We start from the raw sequence: 16,397 nt of genomic DNA on the forward strand, positions 1-16,397 counted from the left end.
ATCTACGTGGCCGGGTCACGGCCCTCATCGTGCGGCTGCGTATCGAAACGTGTGGCTCAGCGCGAGTCGCGGATTCGTCGCCCGAATTTCGCCGCAACTGATTCTTTGGGTACAACAAAGGCGGGGCACTGATCGCGCTCCCGCCTTTCTTGCTGGGCATCGGTACAACAAAGGCGGGGCGCTGATCGCGCTCCGGCCTTTCTTGCTGGGCATCGGTACAACAAAGGCGGGGCGCTGATCGCGCTCCCGCCTTTCTTGCTTAGCCGCCGAATGCCCAGCCACTAGACCACGCGTGAATAGGTCACTGATCGGTGGACCTATCCGGTGTGGCCTTAGGCGTTGGGTCGGCGACCGTGGTTTGCGCTCTTCTTCTTACGTGCGCGACGCTTGCGTCCACGCTTGCTCATAGCCGCTCCTGATGTTGATCTGTCATGCCGCAGGATCGCGGAGTGATCCAGCCAATGGTTGCACAGGAGCTCACCGACTGAGGCGGCGGTTCAGCGCCGACAGCACCGAACGCGCCGTCGCGTCCTCGTGGTCCCCGCGCACGATCGCGCTGCCAACGAGCATGTCAGTTATGCCCTCCGACTCGACCCGAACGATGGTGAGCGCGACCTGTCGGCCCTCGACATCGACCACCATGGCGTTCTCGATCGACGCGGAGCCGGACAGCAACTCCGAAATCGAATCGAGAGTCGCGCTTGCGACATGGGAGGTGCGATCGGACCGATTGCCCTCGGCGGTGCCGTGTAAGACGTAACCGTTGAGGGCCAGCGTCGCGGTTGCGACGACCCGGTCGCCGTCGACCTTGACGACGATCGAGGTGAGCGCGGGTCGAGTCTGCTCGTCGCCAATGGAATCCATCGGAATTCCGGCTTTGCGTTCCCCGTGAATCAGCGAGAGGCCATGGCTTGGCGCAAGCCGAAGGTGGTCACGCGGGTCGTCGGTGTCATCCACGCCTTTCACCTTAGGTCAACTTGTGCGCGCGTAGGCGCAGATTCAACGCAAAGTGGGCCGGGCTAATCTTCACCGCGTGATGGACTCCTTGCTGGTTGCCAACCGGGGCGAGATCGCCCGACGCATCATCCGAACCGCTCAACGGCTCGGCATCAGAACGATTGCGGTGTACTCCGAGGCCGATGTCGACCTGCCATTCGTCGCTGACGCCGACGAGTCGGTGTTGATTGGCCCAGCGGCGCCGGCGGAGTCCTATCTCAACCCCGAGGCCGTGTTGGCGGCAGCCAGAAAGACCGGCGCGACAGCCATTCACCCGGGTTACGGCTTCCTCTCTGAGAGCGCCGATTTTGCCCAGCAGGTGATGGATGAGGGCATCGTCTGGGTCGGGCCATCGCCCGCCGCGATGCGTGCGATGGGTGACAAGATCGCCGCTCGCAATCGGATGGCGGCCGCGGGCGTTCCCGTCGCACCGGGAAGTTCGCGGCCGGTTCCAGATATCGCCGCCGCGTTGGTTGAGGCGGACCGGATCGGTTACCCGGTCATGGTCAAGGCGGCCGCCGGTGGTGGCGGGATCGGGATGTCCGCTGCCTTTGACGCCCAACAGCTGGCCTCGTCGTTTGAGACGGCTCAAACCCGTGCGCAGCGCTTCTTCTCCCACCCGGCGATCCTGCTCGAGCGTTACGTTCCGAGCGCGAGGCACATCGAGGTGCAGATCCTCGGGCTGGCCGACGGCACTGTGGTGGCCCTTGGTGAGCGCGACTGCTCCGTGCAGCGCCGTCACCAGAAAGTGGCTGAGGAAGCCCCTTCACCCGCAGTCAGTCCCGAGTTGCGGGCAGAGCTGTTGGCTAGCGCCGCCAGAGCCGGCGAAGCGGTCGGCTACCAAAACGCGGGCACAGTCGAAATGCTGTTCGACACCGCAACGGGTGAGGCGTGGTTCCTCGAAATGAACACCCGGCTACAGGTCGAGCATCCCGTCACTGAGATGACGACTGGACTGGACCTGGTTGAGGAGCAGCTGCGCATCGCAGCCGGGCTTCCACCCACCTTCGACCCCGGCGACCTGCCAACACCCACCGGACACGCGATCGAATTCCGCGTCTATGCCGAGGATCCTCAGCGCTTCCTGCCCGGCCCGGGGACGATCACCGAGTGGGTGGAGCCCTGCGGCGACGGCATCCGGGTGGACGCTGGCTACCAACAGGGTTCAGTCGTCACGCCCTTCTACGATCCGTTGATGGCCAAGCTCGTGGTTCACGGCCAGGATCGGGCGGCAGCGCTGACCCGGGCGGCAGCAGCGTTGGCGGACTTCACCATCGTGGGACCTAAGAACAACCTGCCCTTCTTCACCGAATTGCTCGCCGATGAGCAGTTTCGGCAGGGCGACTACGACACCGGGATCATCGGCAGGATGCGCGGCTAGGCCCCGGGCTGGTTGGATGGCGACAACAACAACGAGGAGGCACCAGTGTCTGAGGTCTGCGCTGAAATGACGGCGAACGTGTGGAAGGTCTTAGTGGCGGCTGGGGATACGGTCGCCGACGGCGACACCCTCGTCATCTTGGAATCAATGAAGATGGAGATTCCCGTCGTCGCAGAGGAAAGCGGAATGATCACCGAACTCAAAGTCGCTGAGGGCGACGTCATCCACGAGGGCGACGTCATCGCGGTCATCAGCACCTAACCCAGCCAGCCGAACCCTCGCCAGGCCGGACCCCTCGCCAGCCTCAGCCAGTTATTTCACCGTGCTGCTTGCAGCGGGCTTTCCATCCCGTTGGTGTGATCTGAACGATCATGCGGCGGCGGCAGACCTCGCAGTAGCGCGGCGGTTCCAGCTTCAGGGCCGCCTCGCACGCCTGGTGATCTCCGCTCGACAGAATCGCGCCACAGCGGCCGCAGTATTCGGTGGCGATCGGTCGCTCGTAGGTTTCCAAGGTGACGCCTTCCATGGGATGCCAGTCGCGCTCAGGCACGTGTACGAACCCGAGTTTTTGGTAGAGCGCCGCAGCGCCGGTGTTGGTGTCGGTCACGCAGGCGATTGAGGTGGTCAGACCCGTTGCTCGGGCAAGGTTTTCACATGCGTCGATGAGGGTGGTCGCTAGGCCATTGCCTTGTTGCCCGACGGCAACGGCAAGAAAGCGGAATTCGAACTCTCCGTTGCGGCAGATCTGGGTCAACGGGGATCCGAACGGGCAGTAGGTCACAGTCCCGACGATGCGCCCAGCGGTGGTTGCGACCAGAACCTGGGCCGAATCGTCGCCAGCACGAGCGGCCACGTCGCGAAGCGTCGGCAAGTACTGGTCGTGGTCGGTGACTACTCCGCCTGCGAGGTAGGCACTGACGCACAACTCACCGACCGCTTCGAATTCTGTTGGGCGGATCTCTCGGATCTCGACGGACCGGCCAAGCATTGCGAGGTCTTAGATGAAGTTGACGAGCACAGCCAACACCAGCACGCCGACGAGCACTGCGGCGATGGCGGCGAGCAGTTTCTGGTTCATCATCATGTGGACTCCAACGGGTTGCGGGTCGGTAGGTGCAGATCAGCCCCGGGGGGAGGGGGTCCTAGCGGGTCGGGCTGGGCCAGTGCTACAGCGTGTCCGACAGTGCTTTGACCGGCATCTTCAGGTCGGTCAGCAAGTCCATGTCGGTATCTGACGAACGGCCCAGAGTTGTCAGGTAGTTGCCCACGATGACGGCGTTGATGCCACCGAGCAGTCCTTCGCGGGTGCCAAGGTCGCCAAGGGTGATTTCGCGACCGCCCGCGAATCGCAGGATGGTCTTGGGCAGGGCCAGCCGGAACGCTGCGATCGTTTTGAGTGCCTCGTTGGTTTCCATGACCGGCACATCGGCGAAGGGAGTCCCTGGGCGCGGGTTGAGGAAGTTCAGCGGGACTTCGTGCGGCCGCAGGCTCGCTAGTTGGACAGCAAACTCGGCGCGCTGCTCCATCGATTCCCCGAGGCCGACGATGCCGCCACAGCACACCTCCATGCCGGAGTCACGAACCATCTCCAGGGTCTCCATCCGCTCCTCCCAGGTATGGGTCGAAACGACTTTGGGGAAGTACGACCGGGAAGTTTCCAGGTTGTGGTTATAGCGATGGATCCCCATCTCCACCAAGTCAGCGACCTGCTCAGGGGTCAGGATTCCGAGTGAGGCGGCGACGTTGATGTCAACGGCAGCTTTGATAGCCGCGACTCCCTCGCGCAGTTGGGACATGAGGCGCTCGTCGGGGCCACGGACGGCAGCGACAATGCAGAACTCACTGGCACCGGTGGCGGCGGTCTCAACTGCGGCCTCCACCAGGCTGGGGATGTCCAGCCAGGCCGCTCGCACAGGTGAGGCGAACAGACCCGATTGCGAACAGAAGTGACAGTCCTCGGGGCACCCGCCGGTCTTGATCGACACGATGCCCTCAACCTCGACCTCGGGGCCGCACCAGCGCATGCGAACCTCGTGGGCGAGGCCGAGCAGGTCGGTGATGCGATCGTCTGGAAGGGTCAAGACGGCAAGGAGATCAGCCTCGCTCAGGCCCTCACCATGCTCCAGAACAACCTGCCGTGCGCGATCCAAAACGTCCGTTGTCACTCAATCCTCCGATAGTCAAAGCGCTGTCGGAAGTCTGCCGCATCGAATTCGCCACCAAACTTGGGGGCTAGGCCCTTGCGAGCAGCTTCCAGAAACTCCGACTTGCCGAGCTTGGCGCGATTCTCGCGGATCGCTCCCGACAGCGGCTCCCCAGCGATGCTCTCGATGTCATCGAGATTGGTGCAACACGAGAGGTCGGGGTTCTTCGGCCAACTGCCGATGATCACCCCGGCGAGTGCCAGCCCGCGATGCCGCATGACCTCAAGCGTCAATGCCGTGTGGTTCAACGTTCCCAGATTCGGAGCGATGACGACCACGCTGTCCGACCCGAGATCCTGGGCGATGTCGGCGATCGAGTGGTGCTGATCATCGAACTCAACAAGCAATCCGCCGGAGCCCTCCACCAGGACCAAGTCGTGGTCCTCGGCAATCTCGCGGATCTGCCGAGCGACCTCGGCCACATCGATCGGCGGGACGTGGGCGATTCGGGCGGCCGCGGCCGGGGCCAGCGGATCGGAGAATCGGGCAAGCTCGTAGGTGTCTGCAACGCCAGCGAGCCGCCGGACGTCGTCGACGTCGCCGAGATCGTCGCCGCGCACCCCGGTCTGCCCAGGTTTGACGACGGCGACGCGTTGGCCAGCGTCGACCGCGAGGGCGGCCAGTGCTGCGGTGACCACGGTCTTTCCCACGCTGGTGCCAGTCCCCGTAATGGTGAGGATGGTTCCGCTCATGGCAAGTCCTCCAGTTGGGCGGCGGTTGCCAGCGCAGCCGCCGCGGTGGCTATGTCCACATCGCTCAGCGTCGCACGTGAGGTGAGTCGAAGCCGGGATCGGCCGTCGGGCACGGACGGTGGTCGGAAGCACCCGACGTGAACGCCGGCTCTGGTGCAGGCAGCGGCCGCCGCGACGGCAGCGGTTGGGGATCCGACAAAGACCGAAACGACGGCTCCATCAGGTTCGCTGGTCTGCCAGCCAGCCGCACGGGCCGCGTCGCGCAGTTCGCGTGCCCGACGCCGCACATTCGCCACCCGCCAGGGCTCGGCGGTGATGATCCGCAACGCCTCCTCGGCGGCACCCGCTGAGGCAGGGGCAAGGCCGGTATCGAAGATGAAGGATCGAGCGGTGTCCACCAGATGGTCAGTGATCGCCGCGGTGCCCGCGACGGCACCGCCCTGGGAGCCCAGCGACTTGGAAAGCGTGAGTGTCATGACGACGTCTGGTTCGCCACTGATCCCGGCGGCCCGGCAGCCTCCGGCTCCGGCCTCCCCGATGACTCCGATGGCATGAGCCTCGTCCACGATTAGCAGCGCGTCGTGGGTGCGCGCTGCCAGATGTAGCTCCCGTAGCGGCGCCAGATCCCCGTCCACGCTGAAGACCGCATCGGTGACCACCAGCGCTTTCGCGACTGTCCGGTGTGCAAGTGCGGCGTTCACAGCGTCGACATCGCGATGAGCGGTCACCACGACAGGGGCGCCGGTGAGGCGGATGGCGTCGATCAACGACGCATGATTCAGTGCGTCGGAGACGATGAGGGTGTCCTTGTCCGATAGCGCGGTGATCGCGCCGATGTTCGCCAGGTACCCCGAAGAGAAGACCAGCGCACTGCTGGCACCGACGAAGCTCGCCAACTCGGACTCCAGGTCCTGGTGCAGAGCCGTCGAACCGGTGACCAGACGGGAACCGGTCGCGCCCGCGCCCCAGACCCCGGCAGCCGCTGCGGCAGCGGAGATCACTCGGGTGTCAGTCGCCAACCCCAGGTAGTCGTTGGAGGCCAAGTCAAGGTGGTTCGGCCTGATTGCCTGCCGGGGAGACAGGCGTCGGCGCAGTCCTGCCTTACGTCGCTGCAGGGAGCGTTGCTCCAGCCAGGACCAGGTCGGATGGGGCTCGGGAGCCGGGTGCTCCTCGCTGTCGATGCTCATCGTGCTGCGCTCACGTGACGACCGTTCGAACCGCATCGCTGACGACCTCGACCAGCTCCAACGCCTGGTCGTCGGAGATGGCTAGCGGGGGCATCAAGACGACGACATCACCCAGCGGCCTGACCCACACGCCTTGTTCGCGGGCCGCTTGGCAGACCTGGAAGCCGGTGCGGGATCCGATCGAGGCGACCTCGATTCCGGTCATGGTTCCCGCTCGTCGGATCTCCTTGACGCCCTCATAGGACTCCAACGGGGTCAGGGCCTCGCCGAGTAGCTCACCGATGTGCGCGGCGTGACCGACGGTGTCGCGTTCGCTCATCAGGTCCAGGTTGGCGATTGCGGCCGCCGCACAGATGGGGTTGGCGGTGTAGGAGTGGCCGTGGAAGAACGTTCGAGACTGTTCCGGTGTGCCGAGGAACGCCTCGTAGATCTCCTCGGTGGCAAGGACTGCCGACAGGGGCAGGTAGCCGCCGGTGAGTCCCTTGCCACACGTCATCAAATCGGGGCTGACGCCGGTCTGGTCGACCGCCCACATCGTCCCGGTTCGGCCGATGCCGGTGGCAACCTCGTCGGCGATCAGCAGTACGCCGTATTGGTTGCACAACTTGCGAACGCCGCTTACGAAGCTCACGTGGTGGGTCAACATTCCGCCGGCACCCTGCACGAGTGGCTCGATCACCACCGCACAGATCCGGTCGCCGTCGCGTTGGAGCAGTTGGTCAAATTCGGCGAGCACCTCGGCCGCGCGCTGTCCGCGGGTTTGGCCCTGCGCGATCACGCCAGGGGACGAGACCATGCGGGTCTCCAACAAGATCGGTCGGTAGGTGGCGTGGAACAGGTCGATGCCGCCGACGCTGACTGCCCCCAACGTGTCGCCGTGGTACCCCTCGGCGATGTGGGCAAAATATGGTCGATCCTCGCCGCGTTGCGCCTGGGCCTGGTAGGCCATCTTGATGGCGGCCTCGACTGCGCTCGATCCGTCGCCGGCAAAGAAGGCCCTGGTGAGTTGTGCGGGCGCGGTCGCGAGCAGCTTCTCGGCCAAAACCACGCCAGGCTCGTGGCCGAGGCCCAGGAAGGTGACGTGGTCGAGTTGCTGCAGTTGAGTTGTGATCGCATCGTTGATCTGCGGCACCGCGTGGCCGTGCACGTTCACCCACAGGGAGGACACACCGTCCAGGTAGCGCTTGCCGTCGGTGTCCCAGAAGTACATGCCTTCCGCCCGCTCGACCATGATCGGTTCGTCGGCAAGCCACAGGGACTGCTGTGTGAACGGGTGCCACACGCTGGTCGCGTCGCGTCGGATCAGATCCGCGGTGCGATCGGAGGGGTCACGGGTCATACATCGATGGTCGCAGGCGCGCCCACTTCGATTTCGCCGTACCCTCGCCACATGGTTGACCGACGGCGGTTACTCGCTGATCGCAGCGATCTGCGACCCGAGGACCGCGATCATCTGCGCGCGCTTGTGGCCGACTGGACACTGGTGGCCGACCTGGCCTTCGCCGACCTGGTGCTGTGGGTGCCGACCTGGAACGACGGTGGCTTCACGGCAGTTGCGCAAGCTCGCCCCACCACCGGGCCGACGGCGATACCCGATGATGTGGTCGGTCAGTTCGTCGCGAAGGGAAGGCGCCTGATCCTCGATCGTGCCTACACCAGCGGCCGCGTCGTTCGCCGCTTCGAGGAGGCCGGGCCGACGGGCCTGGAGGAAGCCATTCCGGTGACTCGCGAAGGCCGAGTCATCGCGGTGATCGCCCGCCACGCGGCCCGCCGAGACGTTGCCGGTGGCGCGTTGGAAGCCGCCTACCTAGCCAGTGCCGCCGAGCTCATCGCAATGATTGCGGCCGGCAATTTTCCATTGCCGGAGGGCTTGTCGGCAACGGACTCGCCACCGAGAGTCGGAGATGGCTTCATCCGGCTCGACCCCAACGGACAGGTCACTGTCGCCTCGCCGAATGCGCTGTCGGCGTTCCACCGGTTGGGACTAGCCCACGGCCTGGTCGGCACTGACCTGGCGGGTACCGCCGTTCGACTCGCCCGCACCCCCGGCCCAGTGGACGAGGCCATTGCGCTGGTCTGTGCCGGCCGGTCCGCCGGATCTGCCCAGATCGAGAATCCGGAGGCAGCAGTGACATTGCGCAGCCTGCCGCTGACTCTCGATGAGACGCACATGGGTGCGTTGGTCCTGGTCCGGGATGTGACTGACCTGCGACGTCAGGAGCGGGCGCTGCTGACCAAGGAATCGACAATCCGCGAGATTCACCACCGTGTGAAGAACAACCTGCAGACAGTGGCCGCACTGCTCCGGTTGCAGGCGCGTCGAATCGACGAGCCACTAGGCAGGGCAGCGCTTGAGGAGGCGGTTCGGCGGGTGGGGGCCATCGCGGTGGTACACGAGGCGCTGTCGAACCAGGGCGGGGAACATGCTGACTTCGACGACGTTGCCGACCGAATCATCGCGTTGGCCCGTGATCTGGCCCAAGATGCGGATGTCCGCCGAGTTGGCAGCGCGGGTCGCTTGCCCGCGACGGTCGTCACGCCGCTAGCGATGGCGTTGAATGAGGTCTTGAGCAACGCCGTCGCTCACGGATTGGCGGGTGGCTCGGGTGAGGTTCGGCTCAAACTGACCCGTGTGGGCCGTCGGGTGACTGCGGAAGTATCCGACACCGGAGTTGGACTGCCCGCAGGCTTCAAACCGACCGAGATGGCTGGGTTAGGTCTACGGATTGTGAAGACACTGGTCACCGAAGAGCTAGGCGGAGCGGTCACCTGGGAACCTGGATCCCCGAACGGAACAACGGTAGTTATCGACGTGCTGCTGCCAGCACTGGTCGATGAGTGAGTTGGGTCAGGCTGACTGAACGCGCAGTCCCCGGCGGCGGGCAAGTCGGCGATCGTCCTCGCTCATGCCGCCCCAAACGCCAGCTTCCTGGCCGGTCTCCATCGCCCATTGCAGGCAGGAGTCCACGACCGTGCACGAGCGGCAGACCCGCTTGGCTTCCTCAATCTGGATGAGGGCCGGACCGGTGTCGCCGATCGGGAAGAAGAGTTCCGGATCCTCGTCACGGCAGGCTGCCTTGTGGCGCCAGTCCATGCGGTGCTCCTCCCACAGTGCCGCACCCATCTGATGCGGATCTAGTTCCCGGCACACCACGAGCGTGAAAGTTGCCTCGGGGGTCGAGTACTTGGTCTGAATTTCGGTGGCGTATGGTGCCCCGAATCCGTTCCTCAATTAGGTTCACACAAGCGCGCTGATGTGACAAGGCCATTCGAGACGGTGTCGTCTCACAGTGGTGTCGCGTGGATCACATTTGGCTCCAAAACTACGTAGTTGCAGGACTTTCGTGGCTTTTGGTCACCGGTGCCATACAGCCCGTGACAATCGGCAAGTGACCCACTTCACACTCGAACGGCCGATCAACAGTCCCGGTGGGGTCGCTCGTCAGACAAAAACCCGCAGCGCGTCCTGGTGGGCGGTGAAGTGCACCTCGTCGACGTCACCGAGCGATTCACCGTCGACCTGCAGGGCCGTGGGCCGCTGGCAGGCGATGGTGAAATCGGCCAGATCATGCTCTGCCAACAGGTTCTTCCCAGTTTGGGAACGACTGCGAGTGAGCAGCCTTCGGGTGTACCGCAGCCCCGCCGAAACCGACATCGAGCGAATCGCCCACAAATCCAAACCGGTGTCGAACGACGCGTCCGGCGAGGGATTGACTCCCAATCCCCCCAGGTATGTCCACGGCGAGCAGTTCTGGACGATTGCCAGGAAGATCCCACGGACTGGATCCTCGCCCGGTCGGATGACGGTCAGCGGGGCCACCTTGCGATCGGTGCCGCGGAAGAACTGGGCGATGCTGGTGCGCAAGTAGCGACTCGGGGTTGCCGCCCGCCCGTTGGATCGGGCTTCCTCCATGGCAGCGATGATCTCCGCGTCCATGCCGAGTCCGGCATTGCACAGGAACCAACGCTCGTCCGCTCGACCCAGGCCGATTGTCCGGATTCGTTGGTCACGGATCGAGGCGATGAGCTCGCCGGTTGCCTCGATCGGATCCTGTGGGTAGCCGAGGCTGCGCGAGAACACGTTGGCGCTTCCCCCGGGGACGACGCCGAGGACTGGCATCGTCGAGATGTCGTCGAGGTCACCCACCATGCCGTTGACGACTTCGTTGACCGTCCCGTCGCCACCGAAGACGATGACGCAGTCCACGCCGTCCCTGCGCGCCTGCGCGCCGAGCTCAGCAGCGTGACCGCGGTGGTTGGTGGTGGTCGTCTCCAGGTGGAACTGGTGGGCCAGGCTACCGACCAACACCTCGCGTGCCCTGGGAGTCGTTGACGTTGCATTGGGGTTGACCACCAAGAGACCGCGCACCTCGGCAGCGTACCTGGCAGCAGGTTAGGGTCACGTCGGACAGGGACGACAGATCGGAGGTCGCGGCAGTGAGCGCAGAGCTGAACCCCACCGCGAGCGCGAGGTTGGACGTAACCAACCGCGGAGCTGGTTTGGTCGCGGCCATCGAGGCCGTTGCGCTGGCCGTCTACTGCGTCGTCCTAGCAGTCACCGCGACAAACTCCTCCGGAGCGACCGAGTCCGCCCCGATTGTGGAGATCAGCATCTTTGCGATCTTTGCCCTCGGGATTGGTCTGGTCGCTCGTGGCATGTTGCGTGGCCGAACCACCGCGCGACCGCCGTTTATGCTCACGCAGTTGTTCGTCCTGATCACCGCTTACACGGTGTGGGCCGGCGACGGTATGACTGTCAAGGTCGTGGGTGCGCTGATCGGGCTCTTGGGACTCGCGGGCATCGCCCTGGGCATCGCGTCCATCGCCCGTGAACCCAGTCCGGCGGCCGCCGAGGATCCGCGGTCTGCTGACGCCACCGACAGCGCGGATGCCGAAGCTGGTGACCCGGGCGAAGGCAACAACCCCGACGGTGGCTCCGGCTCGTAGCTCCGCTCGCTAGTAGTTGTCCTCGTTCGTCAGGCCGGTGCGCAATTGTGCCAGCGCCTTGGTCAGCAGCCGGGAGACGTGCATTTGCGAGACGCCTACCTCGTCGGCGATTTGGGCCTGGGTCATGTTCTTGAAGAAGCGCATCATGATGATCTGGCGCTCGCGCTCGGTCAGCTCCGCTAGGAGCGGCTTGAGGGACTCGCGGTACTCGACCCCTTCAAGTGCGTCGTCCTCGCTGCCGAGGGTGTCGGTCAAGGTGGCCGCATCGGATTCACCGTCGCCCGAACCTGCGGGGGAGTCCAACGACAGCGTCGAATAGGCCTGAGCGCCTTCCAGGCCCTCGAGAACCTCGTCCTCGGATACCTCCAGGAACGTGGCGATCTCTTTGACGGTCGGCGTGTGGCCTGTGCGCTGAGACAACTCCTGCGTTGCTCGGCCGATGTCTTGGCGCATCTCCTGCAGCCGTCGCGGAACCCGGATTGACCACCCTCGGTCGCGGAAGTGCCGTTTGATCTCGCCGGCGATTGTTGGGGTCGCGAAGGTCGAGAACTCGACGCCGCGATCTGTGTCAAACCGGTCGACTGCCTTGATCAGTCCGACGGTTCCAACTTGCACGAGATCATCGTGGGGCTCGCCACGATCCCGGAACCGGCGAGCCAAGTGAGTGACCAGCGGCAGATGCATGGTCACGAGCTCGTCGCGGGCCGCCTGGTGATCGGCGCTGCCGACCTCACTGTCACGCATCTGCGCGAGCAGGACCTTCTCGCGGGCGCGATCGCGGTCGGTCCAGCCGCGGCTCTTCCGCCGGGTCACAGTCACGAGCCCACCAGGTCAGTCTCGCCGATTGGTGCTGGCGTGGTCCCACGGCTAGCTTGCAGGGTGATCGTCACGGTGTCGTTGGAGGCCGAGGCAGTGACGCTATCGACCAGCGCTGACAGCACCGTCCAGGCAAACGAGGTCTGCTTCGGCGGCCGACCATGCTGCGTGTGTGCGCGCAAGGTGACCGACAGCAGACCGTCGTCGTCGCTCGTCATATCAATGTCAAGTTCGGACCCTTCCCTCGCGTCAGCAAGCAGCAGGGAGCAGGCCTCGTTGACAGCGAGCTTGGCATCTTCGAGCCGGTCAAGTGGGTAATCCAGTCGAGCACACAGGGCAGCGACGGCCGTGCGCGCCAGCACCAGATAGCCACTCGTTGCGGGGAGCCTGAGCTTGACGGGGGAGTCGGGCACGTCGCGCCTTTCGGGTTCGTGTGAATTCCTTGACCGTACTCGCACCGTAGGGTCATTGGTATGACTGATGGCTTCATCCGACCAGCGACCCGTGGTGACGTTCCGGAAATCCTGGCTCTTATCCGCGATCTTGCCGAGTTTGAACGCGAGCCACAGGCCGTGGTCGCCACCGTGGAGTCGCTGGAGCGCGCCCTGTTCGGTGGATCGGATAGTCCCAGCGGATCCCCGGCGGTCTGGTGTCAGGTCGTGGAGCACTCAGCCGGTGGGGACGCTGAAGGCCAGTTCGACTTGGGTGGCATCGCCCTCTGGTTCGTGAACTTCTCAACCTGGACAGGGACACACGGCGCGTACCTGGAGGATTTGTTCGTGCGGCCCGAGTTGCGGGGCCTCGGCTATGGCCAGCGGTTGCTGGCGTCGGTGGCCGCGCAATGCGTGAAGTACGGGTACGCCCGGATGGAATGGTCGGTGTTGGACTGGAACGCGCCTGCGATCGACTTCTATCGGCGACTCGGCGCGGTGCCGATGGACGAGTGGACCACGTTTCGGTTGGCGGGCGAAGCGTTGTCCGGCGCCGCCGCGAACCCGACGCCGGACAACAGCAACGACTAGCTCTTCTTGGTGGCCCAGAAGATCTCGGCAATCTCGTCAATCTTGCCCAGCAGTTCGTCGGCGACAGCTGGATCGCTGCTGCCCTTGGTGCCACTAGCACCGGCGAGCTTGGTTGCTTCGTTGAACAGCGTGTGGAGGTTCGGGTACTTCTCAAAGTGCGGTGGCTTGAAGTAGTCGGTCCACAGCACCCAGAGGTGATGCTTGACCAGTTCGGAGCGTTCTTCTTTGATCACGACGGAGCGAATCTGAAACCCCGGATCTTCGTTGGCCGCAGCCTTGACCATGATGCCCTTGATGGACTCAGCCTCGATGCGTGCCTGAGCCGGATCGTAGACACCACAGGGCAGGTCGCAGTGGGCGTGGACAATGGTCCGGGGAGCGAATAGTTGCGAGAGCATTCGTTACCTTCCTAGATCGGGCTTGCGATTGGCTGGATCGTCGGTCAGCACCGACAGTCTTGATCGTCGGCGTTCGCCGACACTATCGCCACGAGATCGACAAGAGACGAGAAGCCGCTGTGCGCCTACCGAGTCCGCTGACCAGGGTCGCCGTTGCCGGAGATTCCATGCGCCCGACGCTACACCCGGGAGACTGGCTAGTGGTAGCCCACGCAATGCCGATTCGGGTCGGTCGGATCGTCGTCGCTCAGCGCCCCGATCGACCAGACTTGCTCATCATCAAACGGGTTCACCAGCAAGCCGATGATGGCTCGTGGTGGTTGGCCGGGGACAACCCTCGTGCCAGTGATGACTCACGAACTTTCGGGACCGTCACGCCCAACCTGATTCGAGGCGTCGTTGTTGCCCGCTACTGGCCAGCTCCCCGGCTGCTCTAGGGATTCGCCACGGGGATACTCGGAGACGCTGGGATGACTTTGGGGTCGCTGATGGCACCCTGCTCGATGGACCACCGCTTGAGAATTCTGGTGTATTCGCCCCGCTCGATGAGCAGCTTGATTGCATCGCGGACCACCGTCGCCCAGCCGCCCGAACCTATCGGGGTTGCGATGCCGTAATCGCGCAGATTCGAGGGGGGGCCGAGCACCCGCACTCGTCCGTCGTTGTTCTTCACCAACCAGGTCACGACTGGCGAGTCGGCAACCATCGCGGTGACTCGGCCTTTGATCAGAAGTTGATTGGCGATCTGTTGGCTCTCTCGGGCAGCAATCCGGATCGGTTTCTGATTCGCCGCTCGGCACGCTTTGGATTGGTCAGCCAGCATGTCGACGACCTCGGACCCCTCCTCGACTGACACTGAGTAGCCGCAAAGCCCCATCCCGGGAGTACTCGGTCCTCGACCGGAGGTGCGCACTGCAAACTGCGTGCCAGCCTGGAAGTAGGTCGTCATGTTGGCCAACGGGGACCGACGGTCGACCGCCCACAGGGACGAGAGGCCGAGTTCGTAACGGCCAATGCCTACCGACGGGACGATTGTCGAGAACGCTTGATCGGCGAACTCCGTCCGCAGGCCCACGACCGCTGCGATCGCATTCGCCAGATCGATGTCCGCACCGACCCGGTTGCCTGACGCAATGAACTCCATCGGCGGATAGGACGGGTCATTGGCGATAAGCAGAACGCCGTCTTGGCGGTACTGCGGGGGTACTGCGGCCGCGAGCGTCGGATCGACCGCGAGGCCAGGATCGGCGGATGGGGTGCTGTCAGCTGTCGGGCTGCAGCCGGTCCCGAGTAGCAACGACACCGCCGCAACTGCGCCGACGACGAGTCGTACGCGACCGCCTGGTTGGCTTTTGCCGAATTGACGTCGGTCCATGGTTGCTCCTTCCCCTCCGGTGCGTCATCTGCTGTATGGGAGAATCCCATACCGCTGCCAATTGTTTCGTTCGAGAGGAATGTCTACGTGCTGGGTTCGGAACGAGCCGACCACATCGATCCGGCTGTCGACCCCGCCTTTCCCCTCCATCGGGGTGGGAAGATCGAGGTTCGACCCGCCGTCCGGATCCGTGACGCGGAGGGCCTAGCGCTCGCTTACACCCCTGGGGTGGCCCGCGTCTCGCAAGCAATTGCGGCCGATCCCGATCTTGCCTATGACTACACCTGGAAGGCCAACACCGTCCTAGTCGTCACCGACGGAACGGCAGTACTGGGCATCGGAGACATTGGTCCGCTTGCCGCTTTGCCCGTGATGGAGGGCAAAGCGTTGCTGTTCAAGGAGTTCGCTGGCGTTGACGCGGTGCCGATGTGCTTGGACTGCACCGATGTGGACGAAATCGTCGAGACCGTGGTGAGGATTGCTCCGGCTTTTGGGGGAGTGAATCTGGAGGACATCTCGGCGCCGCGGTGCTTCGAAGTTGAACGGCGGTTGCAGGACCGCCTTGACATCCCGGTTTTCCACGACGATCAGCACGGTACTGCGGTCGTCGTGTTGGCGGCGCTGATCAACGCAGCGCGTGTCACCGGCCGACGAATTGAGGATTTGCGGGCGGTGGTCTCAGGTGCGGGGGCGGCGGGAGTTGCCGTGACGCAGATGCTCGTCGAAGCCGGCATTGGTGAGATCGCGGTCGCAGATTCCAAAGGATTGATCCACACAACTCGTGAGGGACTCAGTGTGGTGAAGCAAGCGCTGGCGGACGGAACGAACCAGCAGGGCTTCACCGGACCGATCGAGCGCGCTCTTATCGGTGCCGACGTCTTCATCGGGGTCAGCGCCGGCCGCGTGCCGGAATCCGCCATCGCTTCGATGGCGCCGGGCGCAATTGTCTTTGCGTTGGCGAACCCCGAGCCTGAAGTGCATCCGGAGATCGCAACCAAGTACGCGGCCGTCATCGCGACCGGCCGCAGCGACTACCCGAACCAAATCAACAATGTGTTGGCATTCCCCGGAATCTTCCGCGGGGCACTAAATGTTCGGGCATCGCGAATCACCGAAGGAATGAAACTCGCGGCCGCCCACGCGCTGGCGAACGTCGCCGCGGATCGGCTGACTCGCGACCACATCATCCCTTCGTGCTTCGACGAGAGGGTTGCGGTGGACGTGGCGGCGGCGGTGTCTGAGGCCGCGCGTCGTGACGGAGTCGCGCGTATTTGATGGTGACGGGGTTACTCGTTGGTGATGACGATCTTGCCAAATAGGTCCCCGGACTCCATGGCCGCGAATCCATCGCGTGCTTGTGCCAACGACACCGTGTGGTC

The 16,397-nt window shown here is 64.2% G+C and carries 19 protein-coding genes; 7 read left to right on the forward strand and 12 right to left on the reverse strand.

Going from position 1 to position 16,397, the window contains the following annotated elements; translation table 11 throughout:
- Window positions 1-477 precede the first annotated feature (477 nt).
- On the reverse strand, window positions 478-957 hold the full coding sequence (locus KAZ48_01925; protein MBP7971528.1) for a hypothetical protein: 480 nt from the start codon (window positions 955-957) through the stop codon (window positions 478-480).
- Between the two features lie 76 nt (window positions 958-1,033).
- On the opposite strand from KAZ48_01925, the gene KAZ48_01930 reads away from it, so the two are divergent.
- Window positions 1,034-2,377, forward strand: coding sequence for an acetyl-CoA carboxylase biotin carboxylase subunit (locus tag KAZ48_01930; GenBank protein ID MBP7971529.1), 1,344 nt, complete (start codon window positions 1,034-1,036; stop codon window positions 2,375-2,377).
- Window positions 2,378-2,422: 45 nt separating this feature from the next.
- Window positions 2,423-2,638 carry a biotin/lipoyl-binding carrier protein gene (locus KAZ48_01935; GenBank protein ID MBP7971530.1) on the forward strand — a complete coding sequence of 72 codons (216 nt, stop codon included), beginning with the start codon at window positions 2,423-2,425 and terminating at the stop codon, window positions 2,636-2,638.
- A 43-nt stretch (window positions 2,639-2,681) separates the two neighbouring features.
- On the opposite strand, the gene KAZ48_01940 is transcribed toward KAZ48_01935, so the two are convergent.
- The 5 genes from KAZ48_01940 to bioA all read right to left on the reverse strand — a co-directional run bounded on the left by KAZ48_01940 (window position 2,682) and on the right by bioA (window position 7,799).
- Entirely contained in the window at window positions 2,682-3,365 is a 684-nt protein-coding gene (locus KAZ48_01940) for a GNAT family N-acetyltransferase (protein MBP7971531.1), read from the reverse strand.
- Window positions 3,366-3,543: 178 nt separating this feature from the next.
- Window positions 3,544-4,542: a biotin synthase BioB gene (bioB, locus tag KAZ48_01945; protein ID MBP7971532.1), complete on the reverse strand. Its 999-nt coding sequence runs from the start codon at window positions 4,540-4,542 to the stop codon at window positions 3,544-3,546.
- Complete coding sequence (gene bioD, locus KAZ48_01950; protein ID MBP7971533.1) at window positions 4,539-5,273, reverse strand: ATP-dependent dethiobiotin synthetase BioD; 735 nt, start codon at window positions 5,271-5,273, stop codon at window positions 4,539-4,541. The genes bioB and bioD overlap by 4 nt, the downstream gene beginning before the upstream one ends.
- Window positions 5,270-6,460, reverse strand: a complete 1,191-nt coding sequence (locus KAZ48_01955; protein ID MBP7971534.1) for an 8-amino-7-oxononanoate synthase — start codon at window positions 6,458-6,460, stop codon at window positions 5,270-5,272. Before KAZ48_01955 ends, bioD begins: the two co-directional genes overlap by 4 nt.
- A gap of 10 nt (window positions 6,461-6,470) precedes the next feature.
- A complete protein-coding gene (gene bioA, locus KAZ48_01960) occupies window positions 6,471-7,799 on the reverse strand; it encodes an adenosylmethionine--8-amino-7-oxononanoate transaminase (GenBank protein ID MBP7971535.1) in 1,329 nt (442 codons plus the stop codon).
- A 51-nt stretch (window positions 7,800-7,850) separates the two neighbouring features.
- Between bioA and KAZ48_01965 the strand changes: the two genes are divergently transcribed.
- Window positions 7,851-9,302 carry a sensor histidine kinase gene (locus tag KAZ48_01965; GenBank protein ID MBP7971536.1) on the forward strand — a complete coding sequence of 484 codons (1,452 nt, stop codon included), beginning with the start codon at window positions 7,851-7,853 and terminating at the stop codon, window positions 9,300-9,302.
- A 6-nt stretch (window positions 9,303-9,308) separates the two neighbouring features.
- Here KAZ48_01965 and KAZ48_01970 read toward each other — a convergent pair whose 3' ends face one another.
- Window positions 9,309-9,554, reverse strand: coding sequence for a WhiB family transcriptional regulator (locus KAZ48_01970; protein ID MBP7971537.1), 246 nt, complete (start codon window positions 9,552-9,554; stop codon window positions 9,309-9,311).
- A gap of 348 nt (window positions 9,555-9,902) precedes the next feature.
- Entirely contained in the window at window positions 9,903-10,829 is a 927-nt protein-coding gene (locus tag KAZ48_01975; protein MBP7971538.1) for a diacylglycerol kinase family lipid kinase, read from the reverse strand.
- 68 nt (window positions 10,830-10,897) lie between these two features.
- Between KAZ48_01975 and KAZ48_01980 the strand changes: the two genes are divergently transcribed.
- Window positions 10,898-11,407, forward strand: coding sequence for a hypothetical protein (locus tag KAZ48_01980; protein ID MBP7971539.1), 510 nt, complete (start codon window positions 10,898-10,900; stop codon window positions 11,405-11,407).
- A 9-nt stretch (window positions 11,408-11,416) separates the two neighbouring features.
- Here the strand turns inward: KAZ48_01980 and KAZ48_01985 are convergent, their stop codons facing one another.
- Together KAZ48_01985 and KAZ48_01990 are read right to left on the reverse strand one after the other, a co-directional pair.
- Window positions 11,417-12,151, reverse strand: coding sequence for an RNA polymerase sigma factor SigF (locus KAZ48_01985; protein ID MBP7971540.1), 735 nt, complete (start codon window positions 12,149-12,151; stop codon window positions 11,417-11,419).
- A 71-nt stretch (window positions 12,152-12,222) separates the two neighbouring features.
- Window positions 12,223-12,636 carry an anti-sigma regulatory factor gene (locus KAZ48_01990; GenBank protein ID MBP7971541.1) on the reverse strand — a complete coding sequence of 138 codons (414 nt, stop codon included), beginning with the start codon at window positions 12,634-12,636 and terminating at the stop codon, window positions 12,223-12,225.
- A gap of 60 nt (window positions 12,637-12,696) precedes the next feature.
- On the opposite strand from KAZ48_01990, the gene KAZ48_01995 reads away from it, so the two are divergent.
- Window positions 12,697-13,245: a GNAT family N-acetyltransferase gene (locus KAZ48_01995; GenBank protein ID MBP7971542.1), complete on the forward strand. Its 549-nt coding sequence runs from the start codon at window positions 12,697-12,699 to the stop codon at window positions 13,243-13,245.
- Here the strand turns inward: KAZ48_01995 and sodN are convergent.
- Window positions 13,242-13,643 (reverse strand): superoxide dismutase, Ni, encoded by a 402-nt coding sequence (gene sodN, locus KAZ48_02000; protein ID MBP7971543.1) that lies wholly within the window; start codon window positions 13,641-13,643, stop codon window positions 13,242-13,244. The genes KAZ48_01995 and sodN overlap by 4 nt on opposite strands.
- 167 nt (window positions 13,644-13,810) lie before the next feature.
- On the opposite strand from sodN, the gene sodX reads away from it, so the two are divergent.
- Window positions 13,811-14,080 carry a nickel-type superoxide dismutase maturation protease gene (sodX, locus tag KAZ48_02005; protein MBP7971544.1) on the forward strand — a complete coding sequence of 90 codons (270 nt, stop codon included), beginning with the start codon at window positions 13,811-13,813 and terminating at the stop codon, window positions 14,078-14,080.
- Here sodX and KAZ48_02010 read toward each other — a convergent pair.
- The gene (locus tag KAZ48_02010) at window positions 14,077-15,018 is read right to left on the reverse strand and encodes a transporter substrate-binding domain-containing protein (GenBank protein ID MBP7971545.1); all 942 of its coding nucleotides are present in this window, start codon (window positions 15,016-15,018) and stop codon (window positions 14,077-14,079) included. The genes sodX and KAZ48_02010 overlap by 4 nt on opposite strands.
- A gap of 114 nt (window positions 15,019-15,132) precedes the next feature.
- Between KAZ48_02010 and KAZ48_02015 the strand changes: the two genes are divergently transcribed.
- A complete protein-coding gene (locus KAZ48_02015; protein ID MBP7971546.1) occupies window positions 15,133-16,293 on the forward strand; it encodes an NADP-dependent malic enzyme in 1,161 nt (386 codons plus the stop codon).
- Window positions 16,294-16,397: the final 104 nt, after the last annotated feature.

It is taken from the genome of Candidatus Nanopelagicales bacterium, from assembly GCA_018003655.1.
Taxonomy (GTDB): domain Bacteria; phylum Actinomycetota; class Actinomycetes; order S36-B12; family UBA10799; genus JAGNDY01.